Annotated in this window: 21 protein-coding genes; 8 read left to right on the top strand and 13 right to left on the bottom strand. The window is 60.5% G+C overall.

All coding sequences use genetic code 11. From position 1 onward, the window contains the following. Positions 1-22 precede the first annotated feature (22 nt). On the bottom strand, positions 23-1912 hold the full coding sequence (locus CE491_RS15050; protein ID WP_110949117.1) for a sigma-54-dependent Fis family transcriptional regulator: 1890 nt from the start codon (positions 1910-1912) through the stop codon (positions 23-25). Between the two features lie 247 nt (positions 1913-2159). Between CE491_RS15050 and CE491_RS15045 the strand changes: the two genes are divergently transcribed. From CE491_RS15045 to CE491_RS15020, 5 genes are all read left to right on the top strand, one after another. Further along, on the top strand, positions 2160-3983 hold the full coding sequence (locus CE491_RS15045) for an NAD(P)/FAD-dependent oxidoreductase (protein ID WP_110949116.1): 1824 nt from the start codon (positions 2160-2162) through the stop codon (positions 3981-3983). 104 nt (positions 3984-4087) lie between these two features. Next, entirely contained in the window at positions 4088-4369 is a 282-nt protein-coding gene (locus tag CE491_RS15040; protein WP_110949115.1) for a hypothetical protein, read from the top strand. Between the two features lie 314 nt (positions 4370-4683). Beyond that, the gene (locus tag CE491_RS15035) at positions 4684-5190 is read left to right on the top strand and encodes a thioredoxin family protein (RefSeq protein WP_110949114.1); all 507 of its coding nucleotides are present in this window, start codon (positions 4684-4686) and stop codon (positions 5188-5190) included. Between the two features lie 385 nt (positions 5191-5575). Beyond that, complete coding sequence (locus tag CE491_RS15025) at positions 5576-5938, top strand: hypothetical protein (RefSeq protein WP_110949112.1); 363 nt, start codon at positions 5576-5578, stop codon at positions 5936-5938. Between the two features lie 165 nt (positions 5939-6103). Beyond that, positions 6104-6625, top strand: coding sequence for a GNAT family N-acetyltransferase (locus CE491_RS15020; RefSeq protein WP_234407607.1), 522 nt, complete (start codon positions 6104-6106; stop codon positions 6623-6625). A 147-nt stretch (positions 6626-6772) separates the two neighbouring features. On the opposite strand, the gene CE491_RS15015 is transcribed toward CE491_RS15020, so the two are convergent. From CE491_RS15015 to CE491_RS15000, 4 genes are all read right to left on the bottom strand, one after another. Continuing rightward, entirely contained in the window at positions 6773-8995 is a 2223-nt protein-coding gene (locus CE491_RS15015) for an OsmC domain/YcaO domain-containing protein (protein WP_110949111.1), read from the bottom strand. A gap of 163 nt (positions 8996-9158) precedes the next feature. After that, positions 9159-9299, bottom strand: a complete 141-nt coding sequence (locus tag CE491_RS30275; RefSeq protein WP_199885121.1) for a hypothetical protein — start codon at positions 9297-9299, stop codon at positions 9159-9161. Positions 9300-9321: 22 nt separating this feature from the next. Continuing rightward, the gene (locus CE491_RS15005) at positions 9322-9561 is read right to left on the bottom strand and encodes a hypothetical protein (protein ID WP_110949109.1); all 240 of its coding nucleotides are present in this window, start codon (positions 9559-9561) and stop codon (positions 9322-9324) included. Between the two features lie 49 nt (positions 9562-9610). Then, complete coding sequence (locus CE491_RS15000; protein ID WP_110949108.1) at positions 9611-9874, bottom strand: hypothetical protein; 264 nt, start codon at positions 9872-9874, stop codon at positions 9611-9613. Between the two features lie 318 nt (positions 9875-10192). Here CE491_RS15000 and CE491_RS14990 point away from each other — a divergent pair, with 318 nt between their 5' ends. After that, positions 10193-12298, top strand: coding sequence for a TonB-dependent siderophore receptor (locus CE491_RS14990; protein WP_234407606.1), 2106 nt, complete (start codon positions 10193-10195; stop codon positions 12296-12298). A 95-nt stretch (positions 12299-12393) separates the two neighbouring features. Here CE491_RS14990 and yghU read toward each other — a convergent pair whose 3' ends face one another. The 5 genes from yghU to CE491_RS14965 all read right to left on the bottom strand — a co-directional run bounded on the left by yghU (position 12394) and on the right by CE491_RS14965 (position 18635). Then, positions 12394-13233: a glutathione-dependent disulfide-bond oxidoreductase gene (gene yghU, locus CE491_RS14985; RefSeq protein ID WP_110949106.1), complete on the bottom strand. Its 840-nt coding sequence runs from the start codon at positions 13231-13233 to the stop codon at positions 12394-12396. Positions 13234-13407: 174 nt separating this feature from the next. Further along, a complete protein-coding gene (locus tag CE491_RS14980; protein WP_110949105.1) occupies positions 13408-15627 on the bottom strand; it encodes a bifunctional diguanylate cyclase/phosphodiesterase in 2220 nt (739 codons plus the stop codon). A 116-nt stretch (positions 15628-15743) separates the two neighbouring features. Continuing rightward, positions 15744-16154, bottom strand: coding sequence for an ester cyclase (locus CE491_RS14975; protein ID WP_110949104.1), 411 nt, complete (start codon positions 16152-16154; stop codon positions 15744-15746). Between the two features lie 276 nt (positions 16155-16430). Next, positions 16431-17126, bottom strand: a complete 696-nt coding sequence (locus tag CE491_RS14970) for an ATPase (RefSeq protein ID WP_110949103.1) — start codon at positions 17124-17126, stop codon at positions 16431-16433. A gap of 174 nt (positions 17127-17300) precedes the next feature. Next, a complete protein-coding gene (locus CE491_RS14965; protein WP_110949102.1) occupies positions 17301-18635 on the bottom strand; it encodes an aminotransferase-like domain-containing protein in 1335 nt (444 codons plus the stop codon). Between the two features lie 134 nt (positions 18636-18769). Here CE491_RS14965 and CE491_RS14960 point away from each other — a divergent pair, with 134 nt between their 5' ends. Continuing rightward, positions 18770-19666, top strand: coding sequence for a DMT family transporter (locus CE491_RS14960; protein ID WP_110949101.1), 897 nt, complete (start codon positions 18770-18772; stop codon positions 19664-19666). A gap of 24 nt (positions 19667-19690) precedes the next feature. Here CE491_RS14960 and CE491_RS14955 read toward each other — a convergent pair whose 3' ends face one another. Continuing rightward, complete coding sequence (locus tag CE491_RS14955; RefSeq protein ID WP_199885120.1) at positions 19691-20572, bottom strand: DMT family transporter; 882 nt, start codon at positions 20570-20572, stop codon at positions 19691-19693. A gap of 208 nt (positions 20573-20780) precedes the next feature. Then, positions 20781-22118, bottom strand: coding sequence for a PQQ-dependent sugar dehydrogenase (locus CE491_RS14950; protein WP_199885119.1), 1338 nt, complete (start codon positions 22116-22118; stop codon positions 20781-20783). 333 nt (positions 22119-22451) lie between these two features. On the opposite strand from CE491_RS14950, the gene CE491_RS14945 reads away from it, so the two are divergent. Beyond that, on the top strand, positions 22452-23048 hold the full coding sequence (locus CE491_RS14945; RefSeq protein ID WP_110949099.1) for a cupin: 597 nt from the start codon (positions 22452-22454) through the stop codon (positions 23046-23048). Between the two features lie 23 nt (positions 23049-23071). On the opposite strand, the gene CE491_RS14940 is transcribed toward CE491_RS14945, so the two are convergent. Then, on the bottom strand, positions 23072-24055 hold the full coding sequence (locus CE491_RS14940) for a GlxA family transcriptional regulator (protein ID WP_110949098.1): 984 nt from the start codon (positions 24053-24055) through the stop codon (positions 23072-23074). Between the last annotated feature and the right edge of the window lie 285 nt (positions 24056-24340).

The raw sequence follows: 24340 nt of genomic DNA, 5'->3' as shown, positions 1-24340 counted from the left end.
ACTCGGCGAGGTCTCGCTCTGTTCAACCGGGTCGTGAAATACCGTGATGGCGCAATTTGCGATACAGCGTGTTGCGGCTGATGCCGAGTCGGGCCGCCACGCGGGCGACATGCCAGTGTTCTGACTCGATCAAGTCGAGCAACGTATGCCGCTCGGACATTCCGAGCGGGTTATCGGTCGCGGTGACAGGCTCCAGCGGCAGCAACTCCGCCACATCCTCCAGCGTGATCAGCCCCTCCCACGCCAATGCAACCAGCGTACGCAGGCAGGTGCGCAGCTGTCGCACATTGCCGGGCCAGGCGTGCGCCAGCAAATGCTCCCTGACCCCGGCCTGCAACCGCACCTTTTTGCTCTTTGCCTCATTGCGCAACAGCAAGTCGAGTACGCTGCCTTTGTCAGAGCGCTCGCGCAATGGCGGGAGCTGCACGGCGAACCCACCGATGCGGTAAAACAGATCTTCACGCAAGCGACCTTCGGCCACGCAAGCCTGTAGATCCTGGTGACTGGCACTGATCACGCGCACATCCAGCGCACGCTCCGGTGCACCGCCAAGGGGCACCACCTGGCGTTCCTCCAACACGCGCAGCAAGCGAGTCTGCAAAGCCAGTGGCATGTCGGCGATCTCATCGAGAAACAGAATGCCGCCGTGGGCCTGTTCCAGTTTGCCGACCATGCCGTCCTTGCGTGCGCCGGTGAAACTGCCACCCCGATAGCCGAACAGTTCGCTTTCAATCAGTGATTCGGGAATGGCTGCGCAATTGATGGCCACGAACGGTTGGTTCGCCCGCGAGCTGGCGCGATGCAGCGCCGTCGCGAAGGCTTCTTTGCCAGTACCCGTTTCGCCCTGCAAAAACACCGGAACGTCGGCTTCCAGAACACGCAGCGCCCGAGCGAAGCCGCGTTGCAGGCGAGGGTCTTCAAGGCACACACGCGTGTCGCTGATCCTGGACGGCGTGGGCGTGATTGATGGCGCTTTGCGTAAGGGTTCGCGCAACTGCCCGTAGAACAGGCGTCCATCCAGCAGCCGCACGGGCCAACAGACACTCGGCTGCGCGCTGACTTGACTGATCAGGCGTTCAACGGGTGTTTCCAGCACCTTCGTAAGTGCCCGCCCAACCAGTTGCTCGCGGCCCAGGCCCAGCAAATCCAGCGCCGCCTGATTGACCGAACAGATGCGCGCATTCTCATCGAAACTGAGCAGACCTTCACCCAACAACCCCACGAACCCCGCCTGGGGATGCAAGCGCAACAAATAACGATGGGGGTCATCGCCCAGGAAAAAACAGCTTTCGATCAGCCTGGCGGACAGGTGGGTCAGCGCCATGGCCTGAAAGTGCTGTTGAAGACTGTGCTCCTCCCGCACCGAGGAGAGGTTGAGCACCGCAAGCAATTGCCCTTTCGAATCGAATATCGGGCTGGCCGAACAGGTCAGGCCCACGTGCTTGCCCCGGAAGTGCTCATCACGGCGAATGGTCACCTGACGCTGCTCGACCAGGCAGGTCCCGACACCATTGGTGCCCTCGTTTTCCTCGCTCCATACCGAACCGAGCCACAGCCCGGCGCGCTGGAATTCGGCTTGTTCGGCGTCGTTAAACACGCTGTCGATTGCCACCCCGCGGGCATCGGTGAGCAGCACGACGTGGCCATCACGGCCAATCTGTTGATGCAGACTGTTCATCTGCCAGTGGGCCACGCCGAGGATGTGCTCCAGCGGCGCACGGTGATCCTGCAAGCGTGGCTGTTCAACCACATCCGGCGCGCGGTGGCTGGCGGGGTCGAGCCGGTGCTGATCCAGGCAACGGCGCCAGGAGCGCGTGACGGCGAGATCCGCGGTCGGTCCGGCACTGACATGAGGGCCTTGCACGGCTTGCAGTACTTGTTGCGCGTGAGCGCTGAGCAGCGTGGGCGTCATTGTTATTGTTCTCCGCGACGATTAGGAGACTGTTCCGTGCGCAGCTTAGACCAGGAAAGAGGCAGGCGCCTGCTGCGTCGAGTGACACTGTGTCACCTGCCCAATCTCGAATTCGTGACATGCATTCGCTCCATCGCTACCGGTTCCTGCCAGCTTCAGAGGCTCTGCAACGGGGCTTTGCCGGAGGTGGCCCGGCCCTTGCTCTGATCAACGCGGTACAAAAACAACAAGACCGGGAGAAACCCTCATGAACATCGCTATGGAAACGCCAGTCCAGACACCCACTTCCCAGCTCTCGACATGGGTTGAAAATCTCAACCAGCGCCTTGTCCAGCGCGATCTGGACGGCGTGCTCGAACTGTTTGCCGAAGAATGTTATTGGCGAGACTTGCTGCTTTTCAGCTGGAACCTGGTGACTGTCGAAGGCAAGCCCGCCATCCGCGCCATGCTCGAAGCACGCCTCGACCTCACGCGTCCCGAGCAGTGGAAGCTGGAGGGTGAGGCGACGCTGACGGACGGCGTACTCGAAGGCTGGGTCAGCCTGGAAACGGATGTTGCTCGGGGCAAAGGCTATGTGCGCCTGAAGGACGGCCTGTGTTGGACCCTGCTGACCGCCATGCGCGAACTCAAAGGCCATGAAGAACCCACTGGCCGCCGACGTCCGATGGGCGCCAATCACGGTCACGGCCACGCCGACAAGCGCAACTGGCTGGAGCGTCGTCGCGATGAAGAAGCCTCGCTGGGCATTACCACCCAACCCTACTGCCTGATCGTCGGCGGTGGCCAGGGCGGCCTGGGCCTCGCCGCGCGACTCAAGCGCTTGGGCGTGCCGACCCTGATCGTCGACAAGGCCGAGCGCCCTGGCGATCAGTGGCGCGGGCGCTACAAGTCACTGTGCCTGCACGACCCGGTCTGGTACGACCATATGCCGTACCTGCCCTTCCCCGATCACTGGCCGGTGTTCACGCCCAAAGACCAGATTGGCGACTGGCTTGAGATGTACACCAAAGTCATGGAGCTCAATTACTGGCCGCGCACCGAATGCGTGAGCGCAAGCTTCGACGAACAGGCCGGCAAGTGGACAGTCGAGGTACAGCGCGATGGCGAGCGACTGACGTTGCAGCCTACCCAGCTGATCCTTGCCACCGGTATGTCCGGCGTCGCCAATGTGCCGAGTTACCCTGGGGCCGAAGCGTTCCGCGGGCAGCAGCGCCACTCCAGTCGCCATCCCGGTGGCGATGCCTGGCGCGGAAAGCGCGCAGTGGTTATCGGCGCCAACAACTCGGCTCACGATATCTGCGCTGACCTCGTCGAGAACGGCGCCGAGGTGACCATGGTCCAGCGTTCCAGCACCCATATCGTGCGCTCCGACAGCCTGATGGATCTGGTGTTCGGCGGCCTCTATTCAGAAGATGCCCTGGCGTCGGGACTGACTACAGACAAAGCCGACATGCTGTTCGCCTCGATCCCCTACAAAGTCATGCCGAGCTTTCATCAACCGGTCTTTGCGGCGATCAAGGAGCGGGACAAAGACTTTTACCAGCGTTTGGAAAACGCTGGCTTCATGCTCGATTTCGGCGATGACGATTCCGGCCTGTTCATGAAATACGTGCGTCGTGGGTCTGGCTACTACATCGACGTCGGCGCGTCGGAGCTGATCGCCAACGGCACCATCAAGCTCAAGAGCGCGCCGGGACTGGGCGTCGAGCGTATCGAGACGGATGCCGTGGTCCTCAACGATGGCAGCCGCCTGCCGGCCGATCTGATCGTCTACGCCACCGGCTATGGCTCGATGAACGGCTGGGCCGCGAAGCTGATTTCCCAGGACGTCGCCGACAAGGTCGGTCGCTGCTGGGGCCTGGGCTCCGGCACGACCAAGGATCCAGGCCCGTATGAGGGCGAACTGCGCAACATGTGGAAGCCTACGCAGCAGGACAACCTGTGGTTCCACGGGGGCAACCTGCATCAGTCGCGGCACTACTCGCTGTACCTTGCTCTGCAATTGAAAGCCCGCTTCGAAGGCCTTGATCCAGACGTCTACAGCCTCGCCGTCAGCCACCACAAGGGCTGAGTGAAAAGGTCGCCCAACCGGGGGTTGGGCGACCCGTCTTTCTGATGTTGCCGTTACGCTCAAATGCTATCTTGCGACAGCCCGGTCCCTGCCTGGAGGTCCCAATGAGTCGTGACGCAACGCTATCGGATGAAACCGGATCGCCGCCTCAGGAAGGCTGGTTCTCCCATGAGAATCGCGCCCGCATCGACGATCTGATTGCCAAGCTGCAAACCAGCGACACCAAAGAAGGCGTCTCTCGCTACCATGCAATGGCCGAGGGGTATCTACTCGGTTTGCTGGACTGCTATCACGTCAGCGCAGAGCATCACGACGCGGTGAGGCAGTACCTGCACAACCTGGCGATCGCACGGTTGAAGGTGGTGAAGCCGAAGGGGCGCAAATAACACCATCGATGGCCTCACTCGAGATCGGCTTAACCCGACCTCTCGGGCATGGGTGATCGCATGATCCCGGCGTTGTCGATCGATCATGTGCGCACGTCTCGGGACAACCACACAGAGGCTGCCGGAAAGGCTCAGTCATGAACCGCGTACGTGTCGCAGACGTCTGAGGCAACGACGATGTTCGACCATTCATGCCGTCGCGCAGTTATGATCGGGCCAATACCGCCCTGCACAAACAGACTTATCGATAGTGCTGGCCCTGCCCGGTATTTCTGCCGGGATGCCGCATCGGATTTCATACGTGAGAAACCGCCATGACCTCCTACCAGGAACTCTTCACCCACGGTGAGGATTTTGAATCCTTCGTCAGCCACGGCCTGCCTGCGCAAATCGCTGCCGTTCGCGACATCCAGCAAAAACTGGCAAGCGCCAGTGCCATCAGTCCCTCTTCGCAACAACGCTTGAAAGCCATGGAACGTCGCTTCCATCTGTTGGTTGCGGGCGAGATGTGGTGTCCGGATTGCCAGATCAACGTCACGGTTTTGGATGATCTACAACGCAGGCAGCCCAACATCGATGTAGCGATCATCAGCAAGGGGCGCGCCGAAAACGAGCTGAAAGAGCGCCTAGGGCTGGATCGCATCTCGATCCCGTTCGTGCTGGTACTCGATGATCGCTTCGAGGTAGTCGGACGCTTTGTCGAACGCCCGCAGGAGGTTGTCGCAGGCGGCGATGCGGTCAAGCCGGACTACCGGGCAGGCAAGTACCTTGAAAGCACAGTCCGGGATCTGCTCGAGCTATTTGAAGCTGCTAAACCGTAGGTCCGCGACTGAGCCGCTCCTGTAGCCGTCGGGCTTGTCGGCGGCCGCGATCATCCGGTCACCGAAGGCTGACAGTCGCTACGCATCGTTGACCGACTCGGTCCTGAGTGATGTTGTCGGTGCCCACGGGCAGTTGGGGCATGACCTGCCTGCCACGCCGGCGCTTGTGCTGGAACGGGGCGGCAGCCTGAACCTTACAAACCGGCAACGCGGCAAGCTTGAGGTCCGTATCGTGCTGCCGTCGCAAATGACACCACTCCTTTGATGGAACTCCCCCGGCGCTTGCTGGCCCTATAGAGGTACGCCTCTGCGACAGTGCTGAAGCAGGGGCCAGGCGTGGGCAAGACACCGCGCCTTGAAATCCACTCGCTTGACAGGTGACACCGTGAATACTTTCGTTCCGCTGGAAAAACTGGAAAAAATGGGAAGAGATGAACTGAAGGATTTCTATGAAATCTGGCTCACCACTTCCGAGACATGGCCACAGGATCCTGAGAGAACGCAACGCGAATGCCTCTGGCGTGCGGACCGGGAGCTGACCCAGGACGTGACGATCGACGAAGCCTATTTTCACAACCTGCCGCGCCTGTGGCTGGTGGTAAAAGACCTGAATGACACCTCGGCCGTTGGCGATATAGAACAAAAGCTGGGCCAGCATTTTGGGGAGCTGGAAGTGAAAGGCGAATTCCGTCCCGTCGAGAAAGAAAAAGTCCCCTGCGGCGACAAGAATACCGATCTGAGAAGCTGAAAGGCGTCACGGATGAGTGGCAGTTGACCGTCGAGGCCTGCCACTGCCGCACATACATGTGACCGCTTCAAACGTGCTCAGAGGCCAATGGGCGCTGCAGCGGTTTGATTGCTCTGCAAGCCAGCAAGCGGCATCATCGGCGGTCCATCACAAGGACCCGTGCCCATGCCCATGCCGATGCCTCATCCAGAACCATCCTTCCACATTCGTGAACTGACAGAGGTCGACGCCGAAGCGCTGCTGGCATTCGAGATCGAAAATCGCGAGTGGTTCGAATCCCACATCGAAGCCCGGGATCCTGGGTTCTACTCCGTGCAAGGTGTCAGCGAGCATATCGAAGACTATCTGTCCGGCTTGGCGGCGGGCACCTGGCACCCATTCATCATCGAAGATGCCAGCGCAAGGATCGTGGGCAGAGCCAACCTGAAGAACATCCACACCCCGCCGCAAGCGGCGGAAGTCGGCTATCGCGTCGCTCGAGACGCCGGTGGACGGGGATTGGCGACGCTTGCCCTCAGGCACCTCATTCAACAGGCACGCGAGCGCTGGGGGCTGACGCAGTTGATTGCCTATGTGTACGAAGAGAATATCGGGTCGGCGAAGGTGCTCGACCGCTGCGGGTTCGCCCGCGCCACCTCGGACGAAAGCCCGACCGGCAGCGAACGTCGATTCGTTCGCCTCCTCTGAACCGGCTGTTTCCAGCCGGCGCTTTGCAGAGGCGCGATTGCCCGCGATCCGGCAGAACAGTCGATCCGTGCAGGGTCTGATCGACTCATTCCAGCGCAAGCGCGCACTACAGCATCGGTGCTTGCAGAAAACCTGTGGGGTCAGCCGTTATCGCGACAACCCCGCTGCCTGGGCACGTGCCGTGTGCAGCTTCTTGTAGCTGTCGATCAAACGCAGGTGCCGGTCCAGCCCCTCCAGCTTCATGCTGGTCGGCGTCAGGCCGTGGAAGCGCACGCTGCCGTCCACCGAACCGATCGCCGCGTCCATGCGCTCGTTGCCGAACATCCGACGAAAATTCACTTCGTAGTCGGCCAGTTGCAGATCTTCGTCCAGTTGCATTTCCAGCACCACGTTCACAGCCTGGTAGAACAGGCCGCGCTCGACGGTGTTGTCGTTGTACTGCAGGAACGCTTCCACCAGATCCTTGGCCTTTTCGAACTTCTGCAAGGCCAGATAGATCAGCAGTTTCAGCTCCAGGATCGTCAACTGCCCCCACGCGGTGTTGTCGTCGAACTCGATGCCGATCAGCGTGGTGATGTCTGTGTAGTCATCCAGCTCGCTGTCTTCCAGGCGCTGGGCCAGCGTACGCAGGCCGACTTTGCTCAGGTTATGCAGATTGAGAATATCGGCACGGAACAGCAGCGCTTTGTTGGTGTTGTCCCAAATCAGATCCTCGATCGGGTAGATCTCCGAATAGTCCGGGACCAGAATGCGACAGGCCGTCGCGCCTAGGTCTTCGTAGACGGCCATGTAGGCTTCCTTGCCCATGTCTTCGAGAATGCCGAACAGCGCCGCAGCCTCTTCGGCATTGGCCCTTTCTTTTCCACTGAAGGCGCCTTCGCTTGAGAAGTCCCACTCGACGAATTCGTAATCGGCCCTGGCACTGAAGAACCGCCACGACACCACACCGCTTGAATCGATGAAGTGTTCGACGAAGTTGTTCGGCTCGGTGACGGCGTGGCCTTCGAAGGTTGGCTGCGGCAAATCGTTCAGGCCCTCGAAACTGCGGCCTTGCAGCAGCTCGGTAAGGCTGCGCTCAAGCGCCACTTCGAAGCTTGGGTGCGCGCCGAAGGATGCGAACACGCCGCCGGTGCGCGGGTTCATCAGGGTGACGCACATCACCGGGAATTCACCGCCCAGCGACGCATCCTTGACCAGTACCGGGAAGCCCTGCTCTTCCAGCCCCTGAATGCCGGCGAGAATGCCGGGGTACTTGGCGATCACCTCTTGCGGCACATCCGGCAGAGCGAGTTCGCCTTCGAGAATTTCGCGTTTGACCGCACGCTCGAAGATTTCCGATAGGCATTGCACTTGGGCTTCGGCCAGGGTGTTACCCGCGCTCATACCGTTGCTCAGGTACAGGTTTTCGATCAGGTTGGACGGGAAGTACACCGTCTCGCCGTCCGACTGACGCACGAACGGTAAACAAACGATACCTCGCTGGGTGTTGCCGGAATTGGTGTCGTACAGGTGCGAGCCACGCAGTTCGCCGTCGCGGTTGTAAATCTTCAGGCAGTACTCGTCGAGAATCTCGCTCGGCAGCGCGTCGTTGGCCCCGGGCTGGAACCAGCGCTCGTTGGGGTAATGCACGAACTCGGCGTTGGCGATGTCTTCGCCCCAGAACTGATCGTTGTAAAAGAAGTTGCAGTTCAGGCGCTCGATGAATTCGCCCAATGCCGAGGCCAGCGCGCCTTCCTTGGTCGCGCCCTTGCCATTGGTGAAGCACATCGGCGAATGGGCGTCGCGAATGTGCAGCGACCACACGTTCGGCACGATATTGCGCCACGAGGCGATTTCGATCTTCATGCCCAGCCGCGCCAAAACGCCCGACATGTTGGCGATGGTCTCTTCCAGCGGCAGATCCTTGCCCGCGATGTAGGTGCTCGCCCCCTCGACCGTGGACGCAGGCATCAGCAAGGCCTGAGCATCGGCGTCCAGATTCTCGACTTCCTCGATCACGAACTCAGGCCCGGCCTGCACCACCTTCTTCACCGTGCAACGGTCGATGGAACGCAGGATGCCCAGGCGATCCTTTTCGCAGATATCGGCGGGCAATTCGACCTGGATCTTGAAGATCTGGTTGTAGCGATTTTCCGGGTCGACGATGTTGTTTTGCGAAAGACGAATGTTGTCAGTGGGGATGTTGCGCGTCTGGCAGTACAGCTTCACGAAGTAGGCCGCACACAAGGCCGACGAAGCCAGAAAGTAATCGAACGGTCCCGGCGCCGAGCCATCGCCTTTGTAGCGGATGGGCTGATCGGCGATCACCGTGAAGTCGTCGAACTTGGCTTCAAGTCGTAGATTGTCGAGAAAGTTGACCTTGATTTCCATGGAGGGATTACCAGAAGCGAAAAACGAATTGGCGGCCATTATCCGGGTTTCACGCCGGAAGTCTTGCGCTTTCCGGCCGCTGGCCGCCATCAGTCAACGGCAACGCTTTAACGTTTTGCCGTTGGCTGACAGCAGGGCTGGTTCGCTCCTTGGTATGGGGGGGTTACTTGCGGTGGCCCTCGACCGGATGGCTGCCATCACAGGCGGGCTGATCCGGGTCATTGGTGCAGTTATCGTCCTGATAGCTGAAATACTGGCATCCGGCACACAGCACGAACAGGATCGCCAACGTAAGCTTCTTCATGGGTTCACCATTATCTGATGGGTCACTTCTGCTTCAGATGTGTAAGTGCCTTGTTCGCCTGATCGGCGCACTTCTTGTAGTCACCGGATTCATGGGCGGCTTTGGCCTGTTGATGTTCGTGATGCCCGGAGGCGGTGTAATCAGCATCCGTGGTGGCTTTGAGTTTGCCCAGAGCCTCTTCACATTCGTGATGATCGTCCTTGGCGAAGGCAGCGTTGCTCAATGCGAGAGCGGTCAATAGGCAGAGGGTAAAAAATCGCATATCACGTTCCTTATGAGTCGATTGCAGTCGGGGTCCTGCCTGGCGGGTATCAGAGGTGTTTCTTGGCTTCCTTGTCGACATGCTTGTCGGCCTTGTGCCGCTCGTCGTCATCGTGCTTGAGCCCTTTGTCCACTTCACTGGCGTCGTGCTTGACGCCCTTGTCGACTTCACTGGCATCGTGCTCGACGCCCTTGTCCAGCTCTCGATTGTCGTGCCGTACGCCCTCGCCTACCTCACCCTCGGCAAATGCCAGCGATATGGCCGAACCGGTGAGTAAAAGGGTGACGGCAACTGACGAAATCAACTTACGCATATTGAAACTCCTGTCTGAACTGCTGGGTATTCATTACCCATCAAATCCGAGCCTAGACAATATCCGTGCGGCCTCCAGGCAATCTGTCGGAATTTCCAGGGTCTTGGATTTGGATAAGGACGCGATCACCCCTCTTACGAACATCTCACGGGCCTCAGTGACTTTTCGTACTCGCGTTGTGCCGTGAACGTGCGCGTCCTCGTGAAGACCGCTTTGCAAGATGTAAAAAATCTGTAAAAACTTCGTTACCAATTGTGTATATTTCTCATTAGCATTTCCATTAACAATCATTTTTGCTCATTGACCAGGAAACGAACCTTGAAAGCCCGCCTCCCTGCCAGTCTGTTGCTCGCTGGTACTTGCAGCGTTCTGTCTGTCGCCCATGCGGCTGATGAAATCACCCTTCCCTCCACACAGATCCAGAGCAATGGCGCACAAGCCGACGATCAGAGTCAGGGCTATCAGGGCAAAACCGCTACCAGCACCACGCGGCTGGGGCTGTCGGACAAGGAAACGCCACAGGCAGTCACCACCGTGACGCGCGACCAGATCGACGACTTCAGGATGAACAGCGTTAAACAGGCCCTGCGCGCGGCGCCGTCGGTGACGGTCGAGCAGATCGAGACCGATCGCACCGAGTTCACCTCGCGCGGATTTGACATCAACACCTTCGAATACGACGGCATGGGCATGCCCTTCACCGGCGACTTGCTGGTGGGCGACCAGGATCTGGCCGAGTACGAGCAGATCGACGTGTTGCACGGGGCCAACGGTTTGATGAGCGGCACCGGCAATCCATCAGCCACCGTCAACTTCGTGCGCAAACGTCCGACCAGGGATTGGCAGGCAAAAATCGGCACCAGCGTCGGATCCTGGGACAACCGTCGAGTGGACGTCGACGTCTCTGGCCCGCTGACCGACAGCGGCAATGTGCGCGGGCGTTTCATCTATGCCCACGACAAGGGCAATTCCTACCTGGACCGCTACAGCCATGAGATCAACGTGGCCGCGGGCCTGCTGGACTTCGACCTCTCCGATGCCGACACCCTGACCGTCGGTTTCTCCCAGCACAACAGCGACTCCAACGCCAGCAGCTGGGGCAACTTGCCGCTGTCCGATTCGGATGGCAACCCTATCCATTACAGCGGCCGCAGCGCCAACGTCGGCCAGCCGTGGACCTACTGGAACGTGCATACCCAACGCACCTTTGCCGAGCTCAAGCACGACTTCGGCAATGGCTGGAGCAGCAAGCTGTCGGTGACCGGCATTCGCCAGTACCAGGACACGGACATGTTCTACATCGACAGCGTCACCGGCGACGACGCACTCGCCTATGCCACCCACATCACCAGCAAAACCGACCAGCTGATCGGCGAGGCGCAACTGTCCGGCCCCTTCACCCTGTTTGGCCGCGATCACGAGCTGACCATCGGTGCCAACTATGGCCGCACGCACTTGAAGGCCAACGAGCACGACATCGACGCCGACGCCGACGGCTATTACAACGTCAGTTTTTCCGGCGCATTGGCCGGCTCCCTGGTGCGCCCATCGCTGGATTACACCTTCGACACCAATAACCAGAATTTCAGCGATACGCAGAAAAGCCTGTACGCCGGTGCGCGCTTCAGCCTGATGGATGACCTGCACTGGATCGTCGGCGCGCGGATGCTCAGCGCCGATGGCAAGGGGCTGGATTACGGGGTCGATCACCATACCCGCGAACACGGCAAGGTCACGCCTTACACCGGCCTGGTGTACGACCTCAACGATCAGTGGAGCGTGTATGGCAGTTGGACCCAGATCTACAGCCCGCAATACAAAGTGGGCGTGGACGGCCGGATGCTCGATCCGCTGGAAGGCACCAGCGAGGAAATCGGCATCAAGGGCAGCCTGGACAGTGGTCTGAACCTGACGGCGGCCGCGTTCAAGACCAAGCAGGAAAACGTTTCCGAGTACGTGGATTTTGTCGGCGGCCGAAGCGTTTACGACGCGCTGGACTATAAGAGCCACGGCATCGAACTGCAGGCCTCAGGTGAAGCCTTGCCGGGTCTGGACCTGCTCGCGGGCTACACCTATGTGCGCATCGACGATGACAACGGCGATCGGGCCCGCAAGTACGTGCCGACCCACAGCTTGCGCGGTATGGCGACTTATCGCCTGCCGGGCATGCCGAACGCGAAAGTCGGCACGCGTGTGACCTGGCAGGGACCGGTCGAGAACGATGCCAACAGCGCCATCCGGCAAAACGCCTATGCGCTGGTGGACCTGATGACCAGCTACGACATCGACCCGCACTGGAGCACGTCGCTCAACCTGAACAACGTCACCGATCGCAAATACCTGATGTCGCTTTATAACAGCGCGACGAGTGCCAACTACGGCGCCCCGCGCAACCTGACCGCGTCGCTGACCTGGACCTACTGAAAACGACGGCAGTCCGGCTTGTCGGCGATGGCGTTTTCCACGCCGTCACCGCCGGCGGGCCGGACTGCTACAGCTCATTGGGTTGCTCGCAAGCGTCAGTCCAGATCCGCCGCCGAATGCCGTTCCGGCACCTGTTCACTCTCTTCGCCCCAAGTCCGGTTGACCCGCAGGCCGCGTACCACCGCGGGCCGGTTGGCGATGGTTTCAGCCCAGCGTTGCACGTGGGTGTACTCCTGGGCAGCCAGGAATTCAGCCGCCGAATACACCGTGCCGCGTACCAGTTGGCCATACCACGACCACACCGCGATGTCGGCGATGCTGTACGCCTCGCCGCCCAGATAAGGACTCTCGGCCAGGCGACGGTCCAGCACATCCAGCTGCCGCTTGGCTTCCATGGTGAAGCGGTTGATGGCGTACTCGATCTTCTCCGGCGCATACACGTAGAAGTGCCCGAAGCCGCCACCCAGGTACGGCGCCGCCCCCATCTGCCAGAACAGCCAGTTCAGGGTCTCAGTGCGCCCCGCCGGATCGGTCGGCAGCAAGGCGCCGAACTTTTCCGCAAGGTACAGCAGGATCGAACCGGACTCGAACACGCGCACGGGCGGTTCGACGCTGCGATCGAGCAACGCGGGAATCTTGGAGTTGGGGTTGATCTCGACGAAGCCACTGGAGAATTGCTCGCCCTCGCCGATGCGAATCAGCCAGGCATCGTACTCGGCCTCTGTCTTGCCCAGCGCAAGCAGCTCTTCGAGCATGATGGTGACCTTCACGCCGTTGGGAGTGGCCAGCGAATAGAGTTGCAGCGGGTGCTTGCCGACCGGCAGCGTTTTCTCATGGGTCGGGCCTGCGACGGGGCGGTTGATCTTCGAGAACTGGCCGCCGGAATCGGCTTCGTTTTTCCAGACCTTGGGAGGAACGTACGCTGCTTTAGTCATCAAACAAACCTCTAGAGTGAGTCACTGACGGTGAACCATGAAGGGCCGCAGACCGGGCTGCGGGCTATGTTCAGACCGGGGGGTGATGGTGAGCGGTTCAGGGTATGCGGTTACCTTGGGGCGACTCAACCACATTTCAATCGTCCGGCGTGCGCCGAATGCCGGCCCGCGTTTTCAGGGGGTCGAACGCGGTGCCGCCCTGGCAAACAGCAGCCCCAACTGATCCGCGGGGAGCGCTTTGCTGAAGTGAAACCCCTGAACTTCATCACAGGGATGGCGTTGCAGGCACTCCAGTTGTTCCAGGGTTTCCACGCCTTCGGCGGTCACGGTCATGCCCAGTGAACGCCCCAGATCGATCATTGCCTCGACGATGGCCTGATCGTTGCCGCGCTCGGTCATGTGGGAGATGAAACTGCGGTCGATCTTGATGCCGTCCAGCGGGTACTTGCGCAGATACCCCAGCGACGAAAAACCGGTGCCGAAATCATCCAAACTCAATCGCACACCCAGCGCCCTCAAGGCGGTGAGCGTGGCCGGGGCCGCATGCGCGTGGTCCAGCAACACGCGCTCGGTGATTTCCAGTTCCAGACGGCTGGCGGGCAGACCGCTGTCTTGCAGGGCTGCGGCAACCACGGCGACGATGTCTTCGTTCTCCGCCAACTGGCCGGGCGACAGATTGACCGAAAGGCCGATGCCGTCCGGCCAGGTCATGGCTTCCCGGCACGCGGTATCGAGCACCCAACGGCCCAAAGGCTGGATCAGCCCGGTATCTTCGGCCAGGGTGATGAAGGTGTCCGGCGGCAGCAGCCCGCGCTCCGGATGCTGCCAGCGCACCAGCGCCTCGAAGCTGCGCAGTGCGCCGCTGACCGTGGCATAACGCGGCTGATAGTGCAGGCGCAACTGATCGCTGAGCAACGCTTCACGCAGCTCCTGCTCAAGCTGCCGACGGGCCAGCAATTGGGTCCTCATGCTGTCGGCATAGAAACACCAGGTATTGCGCCCGGCCGCCTTGGCCTGGTACAGCGCGATGTCGCCCATGCGCAGCAGATCGCCAGCCGTTTGCGCGTGGGTCGGTGCCTGGGCGATACCGATGCTGGTGCCGATGAACACGGTTTGCCCATCCACCTCGAACGGCCGACACAGGTCCTCCACCAGCATCGCGCAGAATTCGGCGGGATCACCCTCCCCGAATTCCCCTGCCAGCACCACGATGAATTCATCGCCGCCCAGACGCGCAACCATCCCGCCCGGCCGAACATGCGCGCTCAAGCGACGGCCGACCTCCTGCAGTACGCGGTCACCGATGGCATGTCCCAAGGCATCGTTGATCGGCTTGAAGCGGTCCAGATCCAGGCTCAGCAAGGTCAATGGCGAGCTGACCGACCGGTCCAGATGCTCGGCGAGAAACTGATAAAGGCGCAGACGGTTAGGCAGGCCCGTCAACGCATCATGCAGTGAAAGCTGGCGAAAACGTTGCTCGCTGCCACTCAATTCCAGCTGGCTGCTATGCAACGCCTCGAACTGGGCATCGATCTGGCGGGCTGACGTCAACGCGTAGCGCACCAACATCGCCAGCACCAAAGCGAGCGCCAGCACCCCGGAGATAAACAGCGGCAAGGTCTCGCGCAGCAGATCCATGCCTGGTTTCGGTGGCATCCAGGCCAGCTGAATGTCAGAGTCCAGTAGCGGCATCTGATCGTAACCGTCCTTCGGCCCCTGGGAAACCGCGATGGTCGGCAAGCCGTAGGTCTCACTCAAATGGGTCAACTTGGCGGGGTCAAGGACCGAGACGAACATCATCACCGACATGGGGCCGGGAACCGGTTCGATCATCGGGTCCGACACGGGGCTGATGGTCGCGGCCGCCAACAGCGCAGGCACGCCGCCGACCTTGAACACGCGCACCAGCCCGTCGTTTTCATGGGTGGACAATCGTACATCGGCAATCAGTGCGTCCAGATCGCCGTCGAGCCAGTCACTGGCCTGCATCATCGACGGCTTGCCATCGATCACCGCGTAACGGGTCCGATTCTGCGCGTCGATCACCAGCACGCCGTTGTAGCCGTAGAGTTCGTAGGGCACCGCGCCGACATTGCGCTGCTCGTCCGCCCAGACCTTGTCGACAGTCATGTGCAGATGACGATACGCCTCGCCCCACTTGGCGTAGTTGATGATATTGCGCCCCACTTCATTGCGCACTTGTTCCAGCGTGCGAGAAATGAACGTGCGTGAGCGCTGCTGCACGTCGCGATCCTGATTCAGGGCGTTCTGCACCAACAGGTAACCGCTCAGACCAATCAGCAACAGCAACGCGCAGATTGCCGGAAGGAGGCGCAGGATCAACTGGCGGCTGCGACGGGTAGCGGCCCAGCTGGCAAGTGTGGGTTTAAACATGCAGGCACCTGAATGCTTCAACGAACGCAGCGACTCGCTCTGGACCGGGCAACCAAGCGCGCCGACGACGACCGATGATTGCCAATGGCTATCGTAACTGTCCGTGTATGCAGGGGCTAGCGGTCATTCTGCGACGCGTGAGTCAGCTGCGCTTGGACAGTCGCTTTGTCGATCACCGAATACACGTTGCGGATGCGCCCGTCGCTGAATTCATAGAAGACGTTCTCGGTGAAGCTGACGCGCTGGCCATTGACCGCAAACCCGAACAATTCCCCTAACGGTGTGCAATCGAAGCACAGCCGGGCGGCAATGCGTGGCGGATCGGCCATCAGCAGGTCGATGACGAATTGCAGATCGGGGATGGCGCGAAAATCGTTTTCCAGCATTTCCCGGTAACCGGACAGCCCGATGCGCTCACCGTTGTAATGCACATTCTGATCGACAAAACGGCCCAGCGCAGGCCAGTCCTGACGATTGAGACAGTCGATGTAGGCGCGGTACAGGTTGAGGATTTCTGGTTCGGCCATGGGTGGTTCCTTGTCATGTCGCTGCGGCTTCAAGCCTTTGGGATTTTGGGCGCGTGGTGGGGAGGATAGTTCAAGCGGTGGCGAAGCGCTGAATACCGGCATGGGCGCGGTGCCGCTCAAGGGCACCCTTATGCGGTCAACAAGAGTCCGACAGCCAGTAGACGACCACGCACAAAGAACCCGCTGGCGCCTGTCAGGTGGCAGCGGGTTTTTTTGTGCTCGTTTAGCCGAGTCTGACGCAACCGGACTGCTACAGGGACTTGATCAGCGTATCAATCAATTCCCCGCAACCTGCGCCACTGCACCCGAGGTCACCAGCGCCTTGAGCGAGGCATCGAACTGCTTCAGCGCATGGATTTGCAAATCACGCTGTTGATCGATCTGCGCGGCGATTTCCGGGGCGGCTTTGTCGTGGACCCACACCGAGCTCAGCTCTTTTGCACCCAGGCCTTCGGCCTTGCCGATGTATTGCAGGTTCGAGTCGTAGAACGTGGCGATAAAGCGTGCCTCGACCTTGCTGTTGCGTTGGGTGACGAGCTGGTTGTAAGTGTCGAGCGTGACCACCACGTCAGGCCGCGCCTGCATCAATGCATCCAGATTGTCGTACACAGTGACGGAAGCGAATTCCTTGGCAATCGACGCCTTGAGCCAGTCGATCGCCAGTTTAGGATCGGAACTGTTGACGAACGCTTCGCGAATTCTGGAATCCAGCGCCCCGTTCTTCACGCCGTTCAACGCAACCGAGTGGTAGTGCTCAAGATATTGGAGCGTGCTGACGGTGTTTTCGCTGTAAAGCACACCCACCGACTGCGAATGTCTGAGGGCAACGCCGCTGTCAGCAACGGGCATGAAGTGGCAGGACTGTTCATCGACCGCCGCAGTTGTAGATGACGTTACGGCATAGACGGGAGCATTGAAGGCGATATTGCCGGCCAAGGCAGCGACAAGAGTCAGCAGGGTTGAAATTCTCATCGCGGTGTCCTTCTAAAGCCAGTGCGGTATGACGCTATCGTGCTCGTTTAATGGAAAAAAAGAACTCGCAATCCGTGATGTTCACTATCGATTTCACGAATGGTATGCGCACTGAGAGAGTCCTTTACGTTTTCCTGAATAAAGCAACTTTTCAATATGCTTATCCACACTAACTCAGAAGGCAAAGTTGCCGATTATTTGGCGAACTTTATGCAGCGCCAGTTGTAGCGCATCCATTTCAACCGACCCCAGGGCCAGGCGAATCGCATGAGGAACAGGGCTGGAAATGGCAAACGCTTCAGCGGTGGAAACAGCGACATTCATTGCCAACAGTGCTACGGCCACTTGATCGGCTCGCACCTCTTCGGGCAACGGCAACCACAGAAAATACGAGGCCGGATGACCGATGACGGTAAGCCCGGCAAGTGCCTTTCTCGCCATCGCCTGTCGCTGCATCGCGTCCTGGCGTTTTTCAGCTTCAAGCCGCGCGACGGTGCCGTCCTCGATCCAGCCACACACCAGCGCGGTCATGACACCCGGCGTGTTCCAGGTGGTGGCCCTGATCGTTCGCTCCAGAGCAGGCACCCAGTTCAAGGGCGCGACCACGAAACCGACGCGCAATCCGGTGGCGACGTTTTTCGAGAAGCCAGACACATAAACCGTCAGCTCCGGTGCCAGCGCCCGCAACGGAACAGGCGGCGCGTCAGCCAGAAAGGCGTAGGCCGCGTCTTCGATCAGCAGCAGCTGATGTTCACGCGCAATGCGCACCAACCGCTCACGCCACGGCAGGTCCATTACCCAGCCCATGGGGTTGTGCAAGGTCGGCATGGCATACACCGCCTTGAGCCGGCGCTTGCGGCAAAGCTTTTCCAGAGCGTCGAGATCAGGACCGGTTTCGTTCAGCGCAATGGGCACCAGTTCCAGCCGGTGAGCATCGGCGAGCACCTTGAACCCCGAATACGTCAGCGCATCGACCGCGACCACATCCCCCGGTTTGAGCAGGCCCATGACGGTCGCGGCCAGGCCATGCTGAGCACCGCTGACGATCAGCACGTGCTCGGCATCTGCTTCAAGCCCGCGATCCGCCAGATGCCGGGCGATGCAGGCGCGCTCATGGGCTCGCCCGGCATGGGGCTGATACCGCAACAGCGCCTCCAGATCCCCCGAAAGCGCCAATTGCCGCAAACCACTGCGCAGCAACTCGGCCTGGCCAGGCAATGCCGGGTAATTGAAATTCAGGTCCAGCACACCCACTGCTGCCGCTTGTTGATCGACGCCATGACTGAGCGGCAGCGCGATTTCCCGCACGAAGGTGCCCCTGCCCGTTTCTCCGCTGATCAGCCCCATCGCCTCAAGCTCGGCATAGACCCGGGACGCCGTCGCCAGTGCCAATCCTTGCTGTTCGGCAAGTTGGCGGTGCGTGGGCAAACGCGTGCCCGGGGGCAACGCGCCAGAGGCGATACCACTGGCAAAGGCATCGACGATGGTCTTGTAGCGGGCGCGGGGCACTGGCGATGTATCCATGACAATTTTTTGATTGTGCTGATTCTGCGCCCTAGGATTCGATGACTGCAACCGGTCGGGCTTGCCGCAATAACCCTGCACCCTGCCAATTAACCACTGCCTCAATCGAGCCTGCCATCATGGAACACGCATCGCACCTGCAACCTCGCAGTACGAACCAGACCTCCCGCGGCTGGCTTAACGGGCTGATCGGTGTGGTGATCTTCAGCGGCTCGCTGCCGGCGACGCGCATCGCCGTTCAGGAATTTGCCCCGGTGTTCCTGACCGTCGCCCGTGCGTCGATTGCCGGTGCGGTGGCGTTGTGCATGTTGTTGCTGCTCAAGCAAACGCGCCCGGCCAGGCATCAACTGCTGCCGTTGTGCATCGTCGCGCTGGGGGTGGTGGTGGGCTTTCCGCTGCTTACGGCGTTGGCGTTGCAGTATGTGACGTCCGCGCATTCCATCGTCTTCGTTGTCCTGTTGCCGCTGGCGACCGCCGTGTTTGCGGTCATGCGCGGCGGCGAACGGCCGAGGCCGGTGTTCTGGCTGTTCTCGGTGCTCGGCAGTTCGTTGGTGGTCGGCTTTGCCGTGTCTCAGGGCCTCACCGCTTCACCGGCAGGCGATCTGCTGATGCTGTTGGCGATTCTGGTCTGCGGGCTGGGTTATGCCGAAGGTGCCAGGCTTTCAAGGAGCCTGGGCGGCTGGCAGGTGATCTGCTGGGCGCTGGTGCTTTCATTGCCGGTCATGTTGGCCCTGACCTGGCTCACCGCGCCGTCTTCCGTCGCGCACATCAGCCTGGCCGTGTGGATCAGCCTGGGCTACGTCTCGTTGTTCAGCATGCTGATTGGCTTCATCTTCTGGTATCGCGGGCTCGTGCAAGGCGGGATTGCAGCGGTGGGTCAGCTTCAACTGCTGCAGCCGTTTTTCGGCCTGGCGCTGGCGGCGACCCTGCTGCACGAGCGAGTCAGCCTCGGCATGATCGTGGTGACGGTTGCAGTCATCCTGTGCGTGGCGGGCGCGCGCAAATTCTCCCGCTGACCGACACCCAGCCCGCGCCTCGGCTCAGTTGGTGACCACCGCCGATGTGCGTTTGGCGTACACCAGCAGCCCGCTCACGCAGATCAGTGCCATGCCGAACGCTGAGGACAACCCGGGATAGCTGTCGAAAAACACCACACCATAGCCGGTGGCGAAGACGATCTGCAGGTAGCCCAATGGCGCGAGCACCGACGACGACGCGTAGCGATACGACTTGGCGATCAGGAAATGGGCCGACAACCCCAGGCTGCCCAGCACCAGCAACATAAGCCACTGCGACGGGCTTGGCGCAGCCCAGAAAAACGGCACCGCGAGGCTCAGCAACGCGGTGCTGAACACACCTACATAAAAGCTGCACACCGACGGGCTGTCCAACTCACCGGCCAGTTGCGTGAGCATCTGATAAACCGCAAAGCAGAAGGCACACGCCAGCGGGAACAGCATCCACAGCGAAAATCCATCACCGCCCGGGTTGATCACCACCAATACGCCGACAAACCCGATGACAACCGACAGCCACTGCAAACGGTCTGCCCTGATGCCGAACAGCAACGGCGAGAGGATCGTCACGAAGGCCGGTGCCAGAAACACCAGCGCCGTGGACTCGGCCAACGGCACATGGGTCAGGCCGAACAGAAACGTCAGGCTGTCGCCCAGCAGGAACACCGCCCGCAGCAGGTGCAGCCAGGGACGCGTGGTGTGGAAGGCGTCTTTGCGCTTTTCCCGAAGGATCACGCTGGTGACCAGCAGGGTGTGGATCAGATAACGCGCCCAGGCCACGAATATCACGGGAAGCGCAAGGATCAGGGTTTTGGAGAGTGCATCGTGGCTGGCGAAGATAAAGGTCACGCCGACCATCAACCACATGCCGATGACGTGGCTGTGGGAACGGGTAGAAGCATTCATCGGGCCGTCCGGGGACTGAATAAGTGTGCACAGCTTACGTGTGCAGAGCCTGAATATGCAGATCATCCGGCGAAGTACACCACAGGTGGCTCCGCCGTCCAACACGCAGATTGGCGCCTGCGCCCAGGCCCCTGTAGCAGTTCGGCTTGCCGGCGGTAGCAATCTCAAAGAAGCCCCCGCCGGCAAGCCGCGCTGCTTCCATCAGCGGCTATTTGTTGCGGCTGACCCGCCAGACCTTGTTGCCCACATCGTCCGCTACCAGTAGCGAGCCTTGCTGATCGAGGATCACGCCCACCGGACGCCCTTGCGCTTCACCATCGGCATTCAGGAACCCAGTGAGAAAATCGATCGGCATGCCTGACGGCTGGCCGTTCTGGAAACCAATGAACACGACTTTATAGCCGGCTTGCGGATTGCGGTTCCACGAGCCGTGCTCGCCGACGAACACGCCGTTTGCGAAGCTATCCGGCATGCCGCGAGCGTTGGAGTAAGTCAGGCCCAGCGGCGCAACGTGAGTGCCCAGCGCATAGTCCGGGGCGATGGCCTTGGCCACCATGTCCGGGCGCGGCGGCTGCACGCGAGCATCGACGTGGTTGCCGTAATAGCTCCACGGCCAGCCGTAGAAGGCGCCGTCTTTCACCGAAGTCAGGTAGTCGGGCACCAGATCGCTGCCGATTTCGTCACGCTCGTTGACCACGGTCCACAGCTCAGTGCTGCCCGGCTTCCAGATCAGCCCGTTGGGATTGCGCAAGCCGCTGGCGAACAGGCGTTTCTGGCCGGTCCTGGCATCGACTTCCCAGATCGCCGCGCGGCCCTCTTCAGCCTCGATACCGTTCTCGCCGACGTTGCTGTTGGAGCCGACTGTCACGTAGAGCTTGCTGCCGTCGCTGTTGGCGATGATGTTCTTGGTCCAGTGATGGTTGATGCCCGCCGGCAGGTCGGTGACCTTAACCGGGGTCGCGGTGATTTCGGTCTGGCCTTCGGTGTACGGCACTTTGACCACGGCATCGGCGTTGGCGATGAACAGCTCGTTGCCCACCAGGACCATGCCGTAGGGCGAGGTCAGGCCACTGATGAACACCTTGTGCACTTCGGCCTTGCCATCGCCGTCGGCGTCACGCAGCAGGGTGATGCGATTGGCGCTAGGCGCTTCGGCCCCCGCGCGGCCCATGACGATGCCCGAAGCGGTGCGCTTGGCCCAGGCCATCAGGCCGGTGCCGCCATCGGTCGAGCCTTCAGGCTTGGGTGGCGTGTTGCTTTCGGCCACCAGCACATCACCGTTCGGCAGCTTGTACAGCCAGCGCGGGTGCTGCAGGTTATCGGCCAGCGCCTGCACCTTGAAACCGTCGGGCGCCTTGGGCGTGTCGCTGCCACTCCAGCCCACGGCCTTGGACACTTTCAGCGTCGGAATCAACGAACTGGTCGGCTCAGGCAACTGTGGCTTGGGACCAATGCCCGCCTGGAACGGCAACTTGGAAGTATCTCCACAGGCGCTGAGCAACATGGCAGCGGTCATCAGCAGTGCAAATCGATGCATTGCAATCATTATTGGAACCTCGCGGCGGCCATCCGTGGGCCTTGCTGAATTTTCAAAGTTTGATTTTTCAAAGTCTTGCGAAGTATTGCCCTGTCTCCCAACGCCGAACAGTTCACGTGTCACAAATGACATTTGATCTTCAGGCACGAATCAACCGACCGCGCCGTGGGCTCAAGGGTTCCCTTCCAGGCTGGCTGGCGCTGCGAATGCGTGCGTCTGGCACAGGCCTTCCGGCCGTGGCGCTCGCCAATCCGCCGCCGGCAAGCCGTGTTGCATCAGGCGTGCATGTTTCATGGAACGCCGATGGGCGTGAGCAGGTCAGCTGAAACGGGAGAAATGCTCATGACGACCTTCGACAGACGCAACTTCATCAAAGGGGCACTGGTCCTCGGCGCAGGTTCGCTAGCGCTGCCGACCGGTTTTGCCTGGGCGAAAACCATGCAAGCACCGAAAACACTTTTGCTGCAACGCAACGACTGGGTGCCGAACAACCCGCGCCTGCCGGTACTGCATTACACCGACGTGATCACCGAGGGCGATGTGGCATCGGCAATGGAGGCGCTGTTCACCCGCAACGGCTGGAAACCGGCCTGGCGTGACGGCGTGTTCGATTATCACCATTACCACTCCACGGCCCATGAAGTACTCGGCTTCGCGGCGGGCAGTGCCCGGCTGATGCTGGGCGGACCGAATGGCCATGAGGTAACGGTCAACAAGGGCGATGTGGTGTTGCTGCCCACCGGCACCGGCCATTGCCGCCTGTGGGCCAGCGAAGATTTTCTGGTGGTCGGCGGCTACCCGCCAGGTCAGAACTGGGACATCTGCCGTGAAGCGCCAACTGAGGCGATGGTCGAGCGTATGGCGAAGCTGCCGTTTCCTGAAACCGACCCGGTGACAGGGCGGACGCCGCCTTTGAGCACTTATTGGCCTCTGGCCTGAGCCAGCCGTACGTCGTCCGCCGTTCACCTCACCAGGCGTCTTTCCCTCGATGGCCGGTAGCCGAAGTACGAGCTGTAGCATTTGCTGAAATGACTCGGCGAAACGAATCCGCACGCCACCAGCACTTCCACCTGGGACAGCTCGGTGTGCTGCAGCAGACGCCTGGCTTCAGTGATGCGTAGCTCGAGGTAGTAGCGCTGCGGCGTAGTCCCCAGTTGCTCCTTGAACAGACGCTCGATCTGCCGCCGAGAGCGCCCGGCGTAAACCGCCAACTGTTCCATTTCCAGCGGCTCTTCGAGGTTGGCGTCCATCAGTTTGACGACTTCCCTGAGCGGCGCACTCATCGAGATGTGCCGGCTGGGTTTTATACGTCGATAGCGTGACTCTTCGAATGACAGGATGTCTTCGATGCCCTCCACCAGCGCCTTGTCGTGCAGCGCCTTGATCCACTCCAGCGCCATATGAAAGGCCCCGGACGGGCTGGAAGCGGTGAGCCGGTCGCGGTCCACCACGAACGGCTCGCTGGTGACATGAGTGACTCTGGAAATCTCCGCCAGCACCGGACGATGCTCGGGATGGATCGCGCACCGATAGCCTTCGAGCAAACCGGCCGCACCGAGAAACCACGCGCCATTCCAAAGTCCGGCCAATGTCAGTCCCTGCTCGCAAGCGCTGACCAGCAGATGGATCAGCGCGTCGTCGGCCTTGAGTTCCGTGCGATAGCCGCCGCAGATCACCAGCAGGTCGAGGTCTTTCAGCGCCGTGGCATCAAGCCGAGCGTCGGGGCGAATGACCAGCCCCAGATCACTGACGACCTCGCCTTCCTGCAGCCCGAACGTGCGCGACGAAAACAGTTTCGGGCGCAGCAGGTTACCGGTGACGAGGGTGTCCAGCACCTGGGTGAACGCCGGCAGGGAGAAATGCTCGAGCAACAGGAATCCGGCGCGGGTGGTCGCACCTGGCGTTTTCTTATCATCGTCCAGGTAACGAAGGTTCTTGCCCTTCATGCCGCCACTGAACTCTCGTCTTTCGCTCAACGTTCGCCTCGTCACCTGAATTCGCTCGGCAGAGAGTAACGGTCAACGATCACCTGCGGTAGAGGCTGGACGATGTTGAGTTCGAGACCGCGTACCGTTCGTGGACGTTCCGAGAGATCGCCACGATCCCCCCTGCCTGCGCCGCTGTACTTGGTGTTAAATACAGCACCCGCACTACCCGTACACTGCTCCGGCTTTGCCCGAAAGCACGCAACGAAACGGAAAGCACAATGAAAAGTCCATTCGAAACATCCC

It is taken from the genome of Pseudomonas bohemica (genome assembly GCF_002934685.1).
In the GTDB taxonomy this organism is placed as follows: domain Bacteria; phylum Pseudomonadota; class Gammaproteobacteria; order Pseudomonadales; family Pseudomonadaceae; genus Aquipseudomonas; species Aquipseudomonas bohemica.
This window is presented reverse-complemented; position numbering and strand designations above follow the sequence as displayed.